The following is a 13,305-nucleotide window of genomic DNA, read 5'->3' as shown; positions in this document are numbered from 1 at the left end:
CATGGAGAACAATCGGCACGCGGTCCTCGTCACCGGCGCGTCGTCAGGGCTTGGCGAGGCGACCGCCCTGGGCCTCGCGAACGCCGGGTACACCGTCTACGCCGGGGTCCGGTCGGAGGAGAACGCGGAACGGCTCGCGAGCACGAGCCCGCTGATCCGCCCCGTCATCCTCGACCTCACCGACGCCGACTCGATCAGAGCCGTTGGCAAGTTCTTGCGCGACCGGACGGACGGCGCCGGTCTGCATGGACTGGTGAACAACGCCGGGACGTGCGTCTCGGCGCCATTGGAGTGCCTTCCGATCGACGATCTGCGAGCCGAGCTCGAGGTGAACCTCATCGGCACCGTCGCCCTGACCCAGGAGCTGCTCCCGCTGCTGCGGACGCGGACGGCCGTGGTGCCGCCCGCGATCCCGGCGGGCCGGATCGTCAACATCAGCTCGGGCATCGGACGGGTCGCCGCCCCTTTCCTCGGCGCGTACGCCGCCTCGCAGTTCGCCAAGGAAGGCGTGTCGGACGCGCTGCGCCGTGAACTCGCCCCGCTCACGGTGAGCGTTTCGGTCATCGAACCCGGCGCCATCATGACCCCGATCTGGTCCAAGGTCGCGGCGACCGCGCGGCGGGTGCTGCACACGGCGGGCGACGAGGTCGCCGGCTGCTACGAGGGCAGGTTCGAGGCCTTCGTGACGAACAACGAGAACCGCGCGCGGACGAGCAGGACGCGTCCCGAGGGGGTCGCGGACGCCGTCGTCCACGCGATGACCGCCCGGCGGCCCCGGACGCGTTACCGCGTCGGGCCGGACGCGTGGGCCGCCGCGATCGCGGCGCGTCTGTTGCCGGACCGGGTGCTCGACGCGGTGGTCCGTAGGCAGTTCGCCGCAGTCGGCCCGACCGCGGCCCGTGGCGCGGAGCAGCCGCGGTGAAGGCGCTCATCGCCGGCGCCGGGGTAGGCGGGCTCACGGCCGCGATCGCGTTGCGGGCCAGGGGCGTCGAGGTCGAGGTGTTCGAGGCGGCACCCGAGTCGCGAACGTCGGGTGGCGGGCTGGGGATCGCGTGCAACGCCACGAAAGCGCTGACGGCCCTCGGCATCGACCTGCCCTCGGCCGGAGTCGGACGCGTCTGCGAGCGGTTCACCCTTCGTACCGCGCGCGGCAGGCTGATGCGGGAGCTGCCGATCAGGTCGATCGCGACCGAACTGGGTTCACCGGTCGTCAACCTGCGGCGCAGCGACCTGGTCACCCTGCTGCGGGACAAAGCGGGGGACACGCCGATCCACTACGGCGCGGAGGTCGTCGGGTACGGGCGCGGCGACAACGGCGTGTCGGTAACCTGCGCGGACGGCCGTACGGCGACCGGTGACCTGCTGGTCGGGGCCGACGGCATCCGGTCCGCGATCCGAGCCAGCACGATCGGCCGGGACCCGATCAACGAGTACGGCTACGTCTGCTGGATCGCGACCGTCGCGTTCGAACACTCCCGACTTCCGCCCGGCGGCGCCGCGCACTACTGGGGCAGAGGACAGCGGTTCGGCCTGATCGACATCGGTGGCGGGCACGTCTACTGGTGGGGGACGAAGAACGTCCCGGTCGAGCGGGCGCGCCGGTGGACGGGCACGAAACACGACATCCTCCGGTGCTACGAGGGCTGGGCACGTGAGGTCGGCGAGGTGATCTCCCGAACGCCCGAGGCCGACATCGTGAGCGTCCCCGCCCAGGACCGGACGTTCGCCGACTCCTGGGGCGACGGCCCGGTGACCCTGCTCGGCGACGCGGCCCACCCGATGCTCACCAGCCTGAGCCAGGGGGCGGGCTCGGCGATCGAGGACGGCTACACGCTGGCGTACCACCTCGCGCACGCGGACGACGTCGTCGTGGGCCTTCGCCGCTACGAGGACGCCCGCCGCGAGCGCACCCGCTGGCTGGTGTCGGCGTCCCGCCGGCTCAGCCGGACCGAACAGATCGAGCATCCGGTCGCGGTCGGTCTGCGCGACCTCGTGCTCCGATACGCCCCGGCTTCGGCCGTACGCGGGCAGAACATCGCCCCGATGAGATGGGACCCGCCCCAGGACCGGGCCCGGCAGACAAGAAAATCCCGTGCCGACAAGGAGATTACGCGATGACCAGTGTCGCCCCGAAACAGGCGGCGAGCTCGAGCCGTGCCACGGAACCCGGGAAACTGCCGGTGCCGTGGGACATGCGGGCAGGCGTCAGGAAGTACCTGACCCCGGGCAAGCCACCGCCCGGCGCCAACGATCCGACCTTCATGCCGACCGAGGAGCACCCTCGGCCGGTGCTGCTCCTGCACGCGTTCATGTCCAACCAGTCGTTCAACTTCCAGGCCGGCGCGCCGTTCCTCCGCAACCACGGGTTCTGCGTGTTCACCATGAACTGGGGGAAGCCGAAGTGGGCCGGCCGGTTCAACGTCCCGTGCCAGGGCAGCGCCGACCTCGCGGACAGCGCCAGGCAGTTGGCGGCCGAGGTCGAGCGGATCAAGAGGCACACCGGCGTCGACAAGATCGACCTTGTCGGCCACTCCGGGGGCGGAGGGCTGCTCATGCAGTACTACCTGAACGTCCTCGAGGGCTATCCGAACATCGACAAGGCGGTCTCCATCGCGCCGTCCAACCACGGTGTCTCGTTCAGCACCCTCACCTACGTGTACCGCAACGTCGCCCCGCGCATGTACCACCTGATGGCCCGTAAGATCTTCCCGCTCTGCGACCAGGGAGCGCCCGACTCCGAGACGATCGAGCTGATCTACGGCAAGGGGGACACCCGGCCCGGCCCGACGTACACCGTGATCATGACCGAGCACGACCAGATCGTCACGCCGTACAAGAAGGCGTTCCTCGACGGCCCCAACGTCACGAACATCCTCCTGCAGGACGGTTGCCCCGAGGACCTCTGCGAGCACGCGGGCATCGTCTACAACGAGCGTGCGTGGCTCCACGTCCTCAACGCCCTCGACCCCGACAACGCGAAGCCTGTGCCGCGCTTCCGCGTCGATCCGTACTTCCCGGGATGGAAGTGAACCGACAAGGACGGAGGGACAGCACATGACCGACTCCCTGCCCACGTACGAACGTCGGCCCGCCCGCGACCGGTTCTACGGCTGGCGCCCCGAGATCCACCACCCCGAGCCGGGGCCTGGTGAGGAGTTCCCGCCCGGTCCACGCGCACCTCTCGCGATCCAGTCCCTGCGCACCTGGGCCGCCAGGAACACCTACTGGCCCAAGATGCGGGAACGGTACGGCGACACGTTCACGCTGCGGGTCGCCCCCGTCGGGCGGATGGTGATCGTCTGCAGGCCCGAGGACGTGCGAACGGCGGCTCAGGGTGGGCCCGACGTTTTCCCGATCGGCGAGAACAACCTGCTGTTCGATCCCCTCATCGGCCGCGGTTCCGTGTCCGCGCTCGACGGTGCGCCCCACCGTGTCGAGCGCAAGCGGATGGCGCCCGCCTTCCACGGCAGGCGCATCTCCGGCGTCGTGTCGATCATGGAGCAGCTGGCGGCGGAGGAGGTGGCGAGTTGGCCCGTCGGCAGCACCTTCGCACTGGTGGAGCGGATGCGGCGGCTCACGCTCAAGGTGATCATCCGAGTCGTCATGGGGGTGGAGGAGCCCCGTCGAGTAGCTGACCTCTCCACCGCCCTCACGCGGGTCCTCGATGTCGGGACCCTCGACCTCCTCATGTGGATCTGGCCCGGGCTGACCAGGGTCGGCCCGTGGCGCAAGGTGGTCGCGGGCATGCAACGCGCCGATGACATGCTGTTCGAGGAGATCGCCAGGAGCCGTCGTGACCCCGACCGGGAGCAGCGCCCGGACGTCCTGGCCATGCTGCTCGATGGCGACCCCGATGACGAGCGCGTGCGGGTCGAGCTGCTGACGCTGCTCCTCAGCGGTCATGAGACGACCGCCGTCGGTTCGGCGTGGATGTTCGAGCGCCTGCTCCGGCACCCGAAGGCGCTCGTCCGGGTGCTGGAAGGCCTGGACGACCCGGACGACGAGTACCGCAAGGCAGTGGTCAAGGAGACTCTGCGCGTGCGGCAGTTCATCTACAACTTCGGGCGCCGTCTCGCCGCACCGGTGGAGCTGGGCGGCTACCACCTTCCTGCCGGCACGTTCGTGTGGCCATCCATCGGGGCGGCCCACACCGACCGAGGGACCTGGGGTGAGGACGCCGACGAGTTCCGGCCGGAGCGCTGGCTGGAGCCCGACCCGCCGTCACGCGTGTTCGTCCCGTTCGGCGGCGGTGTCCACCGCTGTCTCGGCGCCCTCTTCGCGGAAACCGAGATGGAGATCATCCTGCGCACCGTCCTCCGGCACGTCGAGGTGCGACCGGACCGGGCGGAAGACGAGACCCCCGTGATGCGCCACATCGTGCAGGCTCCCCAACGTGGTGCGCGGGTCCGGGTCGTCCGGCGGCTCGGCTCATGAGCCTCCGGTCGACGAACCCGTTCGACGACGCCGACGGGGTGTTCCTGGTGCTGTGCAACGACGAGGCACGGCATTCGCTGTGGCCGAGCACGCTCCCGGTCCCGACCGGGTGGCAGGTCGTCCACGGCGACGACACCCGCGACGGCTGCCTGGCCTACGTCGAGGAGAACTGGACGGACCTTCGTCCGCTGAGTATGCGATCCCCGTAAGGCACTCCCGAACACCGTGGCGCGGATTGCGATGACCACCCCCTGATCCACATGATGGAGGTACGGGATCGATGGGGGTGGTCATGTATCTCGCGACTGACTGGAGAAACGTCGAACGCGGCGCCACGGCCGTGGGAGAACGTCGTTGACCGAGTTACCTGCGTTGGCGGAGTTCCGTCTTCTCGGCGCGCTCGAGGTGTGGGTGCACGGTCGCCGGCGGCAGCTGGGCGGCTCACGGCAGGAGAAGGTGCTGGCCACGCTCCTGCTCAACGTCAACACGGTGGTCACCACCGAGCGGCTCGTGGACCTGTTGTGGGAGGACCCGCCCAGAACGGCCCGCAGGCAGGTCCACAACGCGATCGCGAGATTGCGCTGGGCCCTGGGCCATGCGCGAACGGTCGTCGTCTCGGACGGGCCGGGCTACCGCGCCCAGGTGGCACTGGAACGAGTCGACCTCTACCGCTTCGACCGCGCCTTCAGGGCGGCGCGCCGGGCGGCAGCCGATGGCGACTGGAGCACCGTCGGCCGGACGACCGAGGAGGCGCTGCGCCTGTGGCGCGGTCCGGCCCTGGCGGGCCTGACCGGCCGGATGCTGGAGGCAGCGGCGTCCCGCCTCGACGAGCAGCGCCTGACCGCGCAGGAGCTGGCGGTGGAGTCAAGGTTCAGGGAAGGTGCGGCGGCGGACCTGATCCCCGAGCTCACCGAACTCGTGGCCGAACACCCGTTGCGGGAAGGGCTCCGGTCCCAGCTCATCCTCGCGATGGCCAAGGCGGGCAGGCAGTCCGAGGCGCTGGAGGTGTACGAGCAGACCCGACGGCTCCTCGCCGAGGAACTCGGGCTCGAACCCGGGCCCGAAATGCGTGCGCTACAGCGGCGAATCCTGTGCAGTGACGCGACGCTGAACCCGTCGCCGGCGAGTGCGTTGGCCGAGCCGGACGCACCGGCCCCGGTGCTCGACGAGGTCCCGGCGGTGACCGGGAACGACGTCGTTGGCGACGAAGGCCCCGGCGGGTTCACCACGGTGGCCGCGCTGCCCCGGCCGTGCCTGCTGCCCTACGACATCGCCGACTTCACCGGCCGTGGCGACGAGATCGCCCAACTCCTGGCCGCCGCCACCGCGCCGACCAAGTCCGCGACGGTCGTCACAGCCATCGACGGCATGGCCGGAGTCGGGAAGACGACCTTGGCGGTCAGGGTGGCGTACCTGCTCGCGGACAGGTACCCGGACGGCCAGCTGTTCATCGACCTCCACGGGCACACGCGCGGCCGTCGCCCGCTCGAGCCAACGGTCGCACTGGAGTTCCTGCTGCGCAGCCTTGGCGTACCCGCGGACCAGGTGCCCAACCGCCTTGCCGAACGAGTTGCCAGGTGGCGGTCGCAGGTGGCGGGGCGGCGGCTGCTGCTCGTGCTCGACAACGCGGAGGACACCGGGCAGGTTCGTGCCCTCATGCCGACCGGACCGGACATCGGTGTCCTCGTCACCAGCAGGCGCCGCCTGTGTGCGCTGGAGGGGGTGTCGTCCCACTCCCTCCAGCCGATGTCACGCGACGACGCCGTGGCCTTGTTCCGGCGGGTGGCGGGCACGGACCGCACCGCACCGGAGCTGCCGCGCGTCGCGGACGCGGTCGAGCTGTGCGGGCTGCTGCCGCTGGCCATCCGGATCGCCGCGTCCCGCTTCCGGAACCGGTCGGCGTGGACGATGAGGCACCTGGTCGAACGGCTCCGCGGCGCCGAGCAGCTCGCCGAGCTGACTCTGGGCGACCTGAGCGTGCCGGACGTGTTCGAGGCTTCCTACCAGCGGCTCACCGCCGAGCAGCAACGTTCCTTCCGACTGCTGGGCAGCCGCTCGGTGCCCGAGTACGACGCCAACAGTGCGGCCGCGTTGTTCGGCACGACGGCGGGGACAGCTGAGCGGATCCTGGAGGAACTGCTGGACGTGCACCTGCTCATCCAGGACAGGCTGAGCCGGTACCGGCTGCACGAACTGTTGCGCGTGTTCGCCGCCGCGATGGTCGGAGAGGTCGCGGCATGATCGTGCGGATGAGCCGGCCGACTCGTCTTCGCCGAGACCGCGGCCTCACTCCGGCCGTGTGAGGAAGGCGAGCACGGCGCTCTCCCAGGCATCCTTCTGTTCGATCATCACCCAGTGCCCGCAGTTGGGGAACACGTGGACTTCGGCGTTGGGGATGGTTCGCATGGGCAGCAATGCCATGTCCACAGGGCTCACGCGGTCGTCGCGGCCCCAGGTGATGAGCACAGGTGCCGTGATCTTGTGCAGCAGCGCCCAGTACGGCGGGCGGTCGGTCGCGGCCGCCGCGGCCTCCATCGCGGTCGCGCCGTACATCCTGCGGGTGAACTCCAGCGTTGCCTGCTCGGTGGCCTGGGCCCACCGCTCCTCGATCATCTCCTCCGTGACCAACGCGCGGTCGTACACCATCGAATGCAGCCAGCGGACCAACGCCTCCCGGGTCGGGTCGGTCACGAAGTCCATCAGGAGGTTGACGCCCTCGCCGGGCGCGGGGCTGAAGATGTTGTGGCCCAGCCCGCCGACGGTGACGATGCGCCGGAACATGCCGGGGAACCGGATCGCGAGGTTCGCCGCGACGACCCCGCCCATGGAGTTCCCGATGACGTCCACCTGATCGAGCCCTAGCCCGGCCAGAAACCGGCGGACGGCCTTCGCCGCGGCGACCATCGGATGCTCGTCGCTCGGGTCGCTGACGCCGAACCCGGGCAGTTCCAGTACCAGGCACCGGAACCGCCGGGTGAACGAGGCGAGGTTGCCTCGGTAGTTGCGCCAGCCCGTGACGCCAGGGCCTGAGCCGTGCAGCAGCAGGAGGGGCGGGCCGTCTCCGGCCTCGTGGTAGCGCAGGACGCCACCGTCGGTGTGCAACTCCCGGTAGGACGGTCCAGTCACGTGGGCAGGCCCCTCATCCCGAAAACTGAAACAGGTTCTAGCTCCACGCTAGCAGCGCGGGCGGCCCGGTTCACGTAGTGGTGTGCGGTGGGTTTCCCTCGCTGTCACTGCCGCGGCGGCGGAGGCCAGGCAGGTGGCGACGGTGAGGAGCGCGGCCGGCAGCCAGTTCCAGCCGGTCCGGTCCATCCAGTAGCCGCACAGCGCGGGAGCGAAGCTCCTGTCGTCGACGCGAACGTTCCTGGGCATCGGTCGGTTTCCCCGCGGGCGTGCGCGAGACTGCAAGCATGTCCCGTACCCAGATTCCTGGCGCCGACGTCCTCGGTCCGCGAGCTCTCGAGGCCGCACGCCGTTGCGGCGCAGACGTCCCCGCCGGCGACGGCCCGCACCGTTCGCCGGTCAACGGTGCCTCGCTCGGCGGTGTCCGCTGGCACGACGCGTCCGCGATCGACGAGGTCGTGGCGCGTTCGCGGCAGGCGTTCCTCGCATGGCGCACGGTCCCCGCGCCCTCCCGGGGCGCGGTCGTCAAGCGCTTCGGTGAGCTGCTGAGCGAGCACAAAGCCGACCTGGGTCTCCTCGTCAGCCTGGAGGTCGGCAAGATCACCTCCGAGGCGCTCGGCGAGATCCAGGAGATGATCGACATCTGCGACTTCGCCGTCGGGCTGTCGCGGCAGCTCTACGGCCGCACGTCGGTCTCCGAACGGCCAGGGCACCGGCTCATGGAGACCTGGCATCCGCTGGGTGTCGTCGGGGTCATCAGCGCCTTCAACTTCCCGGCGGCGGTGTGGGCGTGGAACACCGCGATCGCGCTCGTGTGCGGCGATACCGTCGTGTGGAAGCCGTCCGAGCAGGCGCCCCTCACCGCCTGGGCCGGCGCGGCGCTGCTCGACCAGGCACTGGTCGAGTCCGGCGCGCCGCGCGAGGTCAGCCAGATCGTCGTCGGCGACCCCGCGGTCGGCGAGGCGCTCGTCGACCACCCGGACGTCGCGCTGGTCAGCGCCACGGGCTCGACCCGCATGGGCCGCGCGGTCGGCCCGCGCGTGGCGAACCGGTTCGGCCGGTCGCTGCTGGAGCTCGGCGGCAACAACGCGGCGATCGTCGCCCCGTCGGCGGACCTCGATCTAGCCCTGCGTGGCATCGTGTTCAGCGCCGCCGGCACCGCGGGGCAGCGCTGCACCACGATGCGGCGGGTCATCGCGCATTCCTCGGTCGCCGAGGAGCTCACCGCACGGCTCGTCGAGGCCTACGCCCGCCTGCCGATCGGCAACCCGATGGCTGAGGGCACCCTGGTCGGGCCGCTGATCCACGGTAAGGCGCAGTCGGCGATGGCCGCCGCGATCGCCCAGGCCCAGAGCGAGGGCGGCAAGCTCGTCACCGGCGGCGCCCGGGTGCTGGCCGAGGAGGCGCCGGACGCCTACTACGTCGAGCCGGCCATCGTCACCATGCCGGGGCAGACGGAGATCGTGCGTGCCGAGACGTTCGCGCCGCTGCTGTACGTGCTGACCTACGATGACCTCGCGGACGCCATTGCGCTCAACAACGACGTCCCGCAGGGCCTCTCGTCGTCGCTGTTCACCCGTGACCAGGCCGAGGCCGAGATCTTCGTGTCCGCGGAGGGCTCGGACTGCGGCATCGTCAACGTCAACATCGGCACGTCCGGCGCCGAGATCGGCGGCGCCTTCGGCGGCGAGAAGGAAACCGGTGGCGGCCGCGAGTCCGGGTCGGACGCCTGGCGCGCCTACATGCGCCGGGCGACCAACACCATCAACTACTCCGGCCGGCTGCCTCTGGCCCAGGGCGTCGACTTCACGGTCTAGCGAGACCAACGCAACGATGCCGATGCCGTGTTCGGCGCCGAAGCAACGGCAGCACAGGGGAGTGGCCGGCGCAGTCCCTCGAGGAACGGGATCAGGTCGCGCTCCGTTCTCGTCCAGCCGCCGGCGATTGTGGCGGCACCGAGGAGGTTCTTGTCGATCTTTCCGTTCTGGTTGAGCGGCATGTCCGCCACCACCACACAACGCCTGGGCACCTTGTACAGCTCCAAAGAACCGGCCAGTGCCGCCCGCACCGCGTCCGCGTTCACGGTGCCCGTGACGACGAGGACGGCCTCCCCTGCGGTTGCCGGCGGGAGCACTGCGGCCAACAGGACCCCCGGCACCGCCAACGCGGCCGCTTCCACCTCGGTCGCGCTGACGCGGAAGCCGTGCTGCTTATAGACATCGTCGCGGTGGCCCTCGACGTACAGGAACCCGTCCTCGTCGAGGTGGCCGAAGTCGCGGCCCCCATGTCCGCGTCCAACTCGATGTCAGGGCCGGTGGTGCGGACGCCGCACGCGGCCGCGTCGGCGAGCACCACCGTGTTGTCCGAGACCGCCAGGACCGGCGCCGCGTCGTCGAGCACGTGCCGGAAGGCCGGCCCGACGACGTGCTCGTGCAGGACGCAGAACACCGCGCCGACCCGCGAGCAGGCGTGGACCAGCGCGGGCACGTCCAGCGCGCGCGACCGGGACAGCGCGATGAGCACCCGGTCGCCGGGGCGGACGCCGCCTCGACGCAACCATGACGCGAGCCGCCAGCTGGCGTCCGCGACGTCGGCGTAGCGGAGCGTGCGGCCCCGCTCGGCTATCGCCGTCGCCTCCCGGGGCGCGGCGTCGAGCAGGTCGTGCACGAGCTCACCGGTCATGGAGCCGGCTCCTGACGTACGCGGTGAGCGAGCCTACGGTGGCGAAGTCGTTGGGGGTCAACGCTTCCGGGTCCGCGGCGAATTTGAACTGGTCCTCCAGCCTGGCCACCAGCTCCACCATGGACAGTGAGTCCACGTGCAGGTCGTCGGTGAGCCGGCTGTCCTCACCCAGCGTCGACGCGTCCCGGCCGAGCGTCTCGGCGACCGCCGGGCGGATGTCGATTTCCTGGCCGTGGTCGAAGTCGACGAGGATCTGCTTGCGCAGCAGGTCTTCCGGCGTGTCCCGCGCGCGGACGAGGTGGGCGGTCCCGTTCAGCACGAGAATCTCGGCCGGATACCGCTGCCCGTTCATGTAGGCGATCGACGTGGTCGGACCGTACGCGCCCATGCGCAGGATGCCGACGAGGTCGCCGGGACGCAGCGCCGGCATTTCCGCCTGTTTGGTGAGGACATCGGTGGGGGTGAGCAGCGGCCCGGTGACCGACCACTTCCCGTCGAGTGGGCGGTCCGCGGACAGGAGCACGGTGGGGAAGTTGCGCTTGACGTAGGTGCCGAGGCCGATGGCGACCATGTTCAGGTTCGACCCGCCGTCGGTGATGGCGTAGCGGTCGCCGCGGGACTCCTTGACGTACCGCACACGCAACACGCAGGTGCCGGCCTTGCCAACCAGGTAGCGGCCCGGCTCCATGGCGATCGTCGCCGCCGGGTGCTTGGCGCGGAACTTCCGTGTCGCGAGGTTGATGCCCGAGACGAACGTGGCCTCGTCCGGGTCGGCCTCGCCCTCGAAGTAGGCGAGTCCGATCCCGCCGCCGAGGTCCACCATCCGGACGTCGATGCCGAGCCGCTCGGCGACCTGGTCGGCCAGGTCCAGCGCGCGTTCGGTGTTCTGGACGATGACGTCGGCGTCGAGGATCCTGGTGCCCGTGTAGATCTGCAAGCCGATGATGTCGACGTGTGGGTGATCCGCCACGGTCGTCGGCGCGTTCAGCGCGATGGTCTCGTCGATGCCGATCTGGCGGGACCGGCCGGCCATCGTGAGCCGGTCGCCGGACACGCCGTACGCCGGGTTGATCCGCAGCAGCACCAGACGGACGTCACCTTCAGCGCGCACGATCTCCCGTACCTGGCTGTGCACATTCAGCCGTACGCCGACAGTTGGTAGCGGGCCTGGTGGTTGCGCTGGTGCTCTTGGCCCAGATGGTAGGTCCAGTAGCGGTCGAAGTCGCCGTTGGCGAGCAGTGCGCGGAGTTTCAGGACGGCTTCGGCGTCGGCGCTCCGCCCGGCCGTCGACGCGTTCGTCCCACAAATTCGCTGCCCGGCGGCCGGAGCGCCGTGATACACCACCGAGGTGCACAACATTGTGGGGTTCCCCGAGGTCCTGCGGATGATCGAAGACCGCTCGGCCGCGTTCCGCGCCGCGATCGCGTCCGCCCCCGACCTTGACGTCCAGGTCCCGACCTGCCCGGACTGGACGCTGCGCCAACTGGCGCAGCACCTCGGCGACGGCCGCCGCCGCCAGGCTGTCATCGTCGCGGCGGGCCCGGGCGAGCAGCCCCCGGCGAGGACGGACCCGAAGGGCGCCCCGACCGCGCCCCGCGACCGCGAAGCCCTGGATGCCTGGCTCGCCGAGTCGACCGAGCTCATGCTCGACGCGATGCGCGAGGCCGGCCCGGACCGCGGCTGCTGGACCTGGTGGGGCCGCTCGCAGGCCCCGCAGACCAGCGGAGCCGTGGCCCGGCACCAGATCCAGGAGATCGCCGTCCACACCTACGACGCCCAGCTCACCCAGGGGGCCGCACAGCCGCTGCCGACGGACGTCGCGGTCGAGGGCGTCGACGAGTTCCTGACGACCGTCTCGGCGACGACTGTCCCCTGGCCGTTCAAGCCGGCGACCATCGACCTGCACACGACCGAGGGCCGCTCCTGGCGCCTGACCCTCAACGCCGACGGCGTCCGCTGCGACGACCTCGCCGCCGACACGGAGCCGGGCGACATGGCGATGCGGGGTGCAGCGAGCGAACTGGTCCTCTACTTCTACGACCGCGTCCCGCTCGACGGCCTGGAGACCACCGGCGACACCGAGCCGATGGAGCAGCTCGCAGACTGGGACCCGAACGCGTAAAACGCGCACTTTGTGACGCACCTGTCGGTTGTGCGGGCGCCACTGGGCCCGGGGTTGCGGACATCGCGCGGCTGCGGGCAGGCTGCGGGCCTGCTGTTCAAGGGCGAAAGGCGCACCTGCGGGCGGCTCGCGCTCGACTGGGGACAGCTGGGACTGACCTCGTAGATCAAGCAGCGATTCGGTAGCGGGCCTGGTGGTTGCGCTGGTGTTCTTGGTCGAGGTGGAAGGTCCAGTAACGATCGACGTCGCCGCCTGCGAGCAGGGGGTGGAGTCTCAGGACGGCTTCGGCGCCGGCCAGTGACCATCGGGGTCGTCAGGGCTGAGCAGGCGGGGACGGTTGTAGACCCGGTTCTAATTTGATTGTTGACCACCGAAGTCCATGTATTACTCGTGACACTTCGCGGTCGAGGTGACGTGAAACGGCCACCACGTGATCATCGGTGTTGTGAGGACAACCAAAGATCATGCGGTGGCCGCGGGTCACAGCGTAGAGCTTGCCGGATGGCAGGTCATCTTCGACGAGCTGATGGGGCGGATCGCAGGCCGGTTCGGCCGGGTGGAACCGCGCCCCATCGCCCGGGACTACCTCCAGGGCCGCTGTCAGGCATCGAGTGCAAACTGCTGGAACCTGGCCGGCTTGCCGGTTCGCAGGCGACGCAGCGCCTGCTGCGCACCGCACGTGCGACGACTTCCGATCCGGCACGTGGCGCCGCAACGTGATACCCGATGCCCCGGGGGCGCGGAGTCGGCCGATTGGCCGTCGAATCGGTGGCCGCCGAAAATCAGGCGCCGCGATGCTCACCGGTGAGAAGAGCGAGGGGCAGACGGTCGGGGTGCTGGATCTGACCAACGCCTTGACGCGGCCACCATCACCAGCGCCGTTGCGTTGTTTCCTGGACTCCCCGGTGGCGCCGACGACCCGTAGCCCATACACGGGCGCGACG

14 protein-coding genes are annotated in these 13,305 nt (G+C 70.2%); 8 read left to right on the top strand and 6 right to left on the bottom strand.

The genetic code is table 11. The features are described from left to right. Window position 1 precedes the first annotated feature (1 nt). The 6 genes from VF106_RS02120 to VF106_RS02095 all read left to right on the top strand — a co-directional run bounded on the left by VF106_RS02120 (window position 2) and on the right by VF106_RS02095 (window position 6,675). The gene (locus VF106_RS02120) at window positions 2-922 is read left to right on the top strand and encodes an SDR family oxidoreductase (protein WP_330837812.1); all 921 of its coding nucleotides are present in this window, start codon (window positions 2-4) and stop codon (window positions 920-922) included. Beyond that, a complete protein-coding gene (locus VF106_RS02115) occupies window positions 919-2,118 on the top strand; it encodes an FAD-dependent monooxygenase (RefSeq protein ID WP_330837811.1) in 1,200 nt (399 codons plus the stop codon). Before VF106_RS02120 ends, VF106_RS02115 begins: the two co-directional genes overlap by 4 nt. Continuing rightward, on the top strand, window positions 2,115-3,029 hold the full coding sequence (locus VF106_RS02110) for an esterase/lipase family protein (protein WP_330837810.1): 915 nt from the start codon (window positions 2,115-2,117) through the stop codon (window positions 3,027-3,029). Before VF106_RS02115 ends, VF106_RS02110 begins: the two co-directional genes overlap by 4 nt. 25 nt (window positions 3,030-3,054) lie before the next feature. Continuing rightward, window positions 3,055-4,434, top strand: a complete 1,380-nt coding sequence (locus tag VF106_RS02105) for a cytochrome P450 (protein ID WP_330837809.1) — start codon at window positions 3,055-3,057, stop codon at window positions 4,432-4,434. Next, window positions 4,431-4,643, top strand: a complete 213-nt coding sequence (locus tag VF106_RS02100; RefSeq protein ID WP_330837808.1) for an MbtH family protein — start codon at window positions 4,431-4,433, stop codon at window positions 4,641-4,643. The genes VF106_RS02105 and VF106_RS02100 overlap by 4 nt, the downstream gene beginning before the upstream one ends. 145 nt (window positions 4,644-4,788) lie before the next feature. After that, window positions 4,789-6,675, top strand: coding sequence for an AfsR/SARP family transcriptional regulator (locus VF106_RS02095; RefSeq protein WP_330837807.1), 1,887 nt, complete (start codon window positions 4,789-4,791; stop codon window positions 6,673-6,675). Window positions 6,676-6,720: 45 nt separating this feature from the next. On the opposite strand, the gene VF106_RS02090 is transcribed toward VF106_RS02095, so the two are convergent. Together VF106_RS02090 and VF106_RS02085 are read right to left on the bottom strand one after the other, a co-directional pair. Further along, window positions 6,721-7,560 (bottom strand): alpha/beta fold hydrolase, encoded by an 840-nt coding sequence (locus VF106_RS02090; RefSeq protein WP_330837806.1) that lies wholly within the window; start codon window positions 7,558-7,560, stop codon window positions 6,721-6,723. A gap of 48 nt (window positions 7,561-7,608) precedes the next feature. Continuing rightward, entirely contained in the window at window positions 7,609-7,806 is a 198-nt protein-coding gene (locus VF106_RS02085) for a hypothetical protein (RefSeq protein ID WP_330837805.1), read from the bottom strand. Window positions 7,807-7,844: 38 nt separating this feature from the next. Between VF106_RS02085 and amaB the strand changes: the two genes are divergently transcribed. After that, a complete protein-coding gene (gene amaB, locus VF106_RS02080) occupies window positions 7,845-9,374 on the top strand; it encodes an L-piperidine-6-carboxylate dehydrogenase (RefSeq protein ID WP_330837804.1) in 1,530 nt (509 codons plus the stop codon). Here the strand turns inward: amaB and VF106_RS02075 are convergent. The 4 genes from VF106_RS02075 to VF106_RS02060 are packed head-to-tail and all read right to left on the bottom strand — an operon-like array spanning window position 9,371 to window position 11,583. Further along, window positions 9,371-9,736: an AMP-binding enzyme gene (locus VF106_RS02075; protein ID WP_330837803.1), complete on the bottom strand. Its 366-nt coding sequence runs from the start codon at window positions 9,734-9,736 to the stop codon at window positions 9,371-9,373. The genes amaB and VF106_RS02075 overlap by 4 nt on opposite strands. After that, window positions 9,637-10,239, bottom strand: coding sequence for an AMP-binding protein (locus VF106_RS50785; RefSeq protein ID WP_414638832.1), 603 nt, complete (start codon window positions 10,237-10,239; stop codon window positions 9,637-9,639). The genes VF106_RS02075 and VF106_RS50785 overlap by 100 nt, the downstream gene beginning before the upstream one ends. Next, window positions 10,229-11,350 carry a phosphopantetheine-binding protein gene (locus VF106_RS02065; protein ID WP_330837801.1) on the bottom strand — a complete coding sequence of 374 codons (1,122 nt, stop codon included), beginning with the start codon at window positions 11,348-11,350 and terminating at the stop codon, window positions 10,229-10,231. The genes VF106_RS50785 and VF106_RS02065 overlap by 11 nt, the downstream gene beginning before the upstream one ends. Before the next feature lie 26 nt (window positions 11,351-11,376). Continuing rightward, window positions 11,377-11,583 carry a hypothetical protein gene (locus VF106_RS02060; protein ID WP_330837816.1) on the bottom strand — a complete coding sequence of 69 codons (207 nt, stop codon included), beginning with the start codon at window positions 11,581-11,583 and terminating at the stop codon, window positions 11,377-11,379. A gap of 4 nt (window positions 11,584-11,587) precedes the next feature. On the opposite strand from VF106_RS02060, the gene VF106_RS02055 reads away from it, so the two are divergent. Beyond that, window positions 11,588-12,361, top strand: coding sequence for a maleylpyruvate isomerase N-terminal domain-containing protein (locus VF106_RS02055; protein ID WP_330837800.1), 774 nt, complete (start codon window positions 11,588-11,590; stop codon window positions 12,359-12,361). Window positions 12,362-13,305 lie beyond the last annotated feature (944 nt).

The sequence above is a fragment of the Actinophytocola sp. genome (genome assembly GCF_036378875.1).
Taxonomy (GTDB): Bacteria; Actinomycetota; Actinomycetes; order Mycobacteriales; family Pseudonocardiaceae; genus Actinophytocola.
Note: the sequence above shows the minus strand (reverse complement) of the source record. Positions and strands in the feature narration are given on the sequence as shown.

Bases quoted from the DNA above. Each gene is read 5' to 3' on its own strand.
- VF106_RS02105 (WP_330837809.1), top strand. From the start codon at position 3,055: ATGACCGACTCCCTGCCCACGTACGAACGTCGGCCCGCCCGCGACCGG.
- VF106_RS02110 (WP_330837810.1), top strand. From the start codon at position 2,115: ATGACCAGTGTCGCCCCGAAACAGGCGGCGAGCTCGAGCCGTGCCACG.
- VF106_RS02120 (WP_330837812.1), top strand. From the start codon at position 2: ATGGAGAACAATCGGCACGCGGTCCTCGTCACCGGCGCGTCGTCAGGG.
- VF106_RS02085 (WP_330837805.1), bottom strand. From the start codon at position 7,806: ATGCCCAGGAACGTTCGCGTCGACGACAGGAGCTTCGCTCCCGCGCTG.
- amaB (WP_330837804.1), top strand. From the start codon at position 7,845: ATGTCCCGTACCCAGATTCCTGGCGCCGACGTCCTCGGTCCGCGAGCT.
- VF106_RS50785 (WP_414638832.1), bottom strand. From the start codon at position 10,239: ATGACCGGTGAGCTCGTGCACGACCTGCTCGACGCCGCGCCCCGGGAG.
- VF106_RS02100 (WP_330837808.1), top strand. From the start codon at position 4,431: ATGAGCCTCCGGTCGACGAACCCGTTCGACGACGCCGACGGGGTGTTC.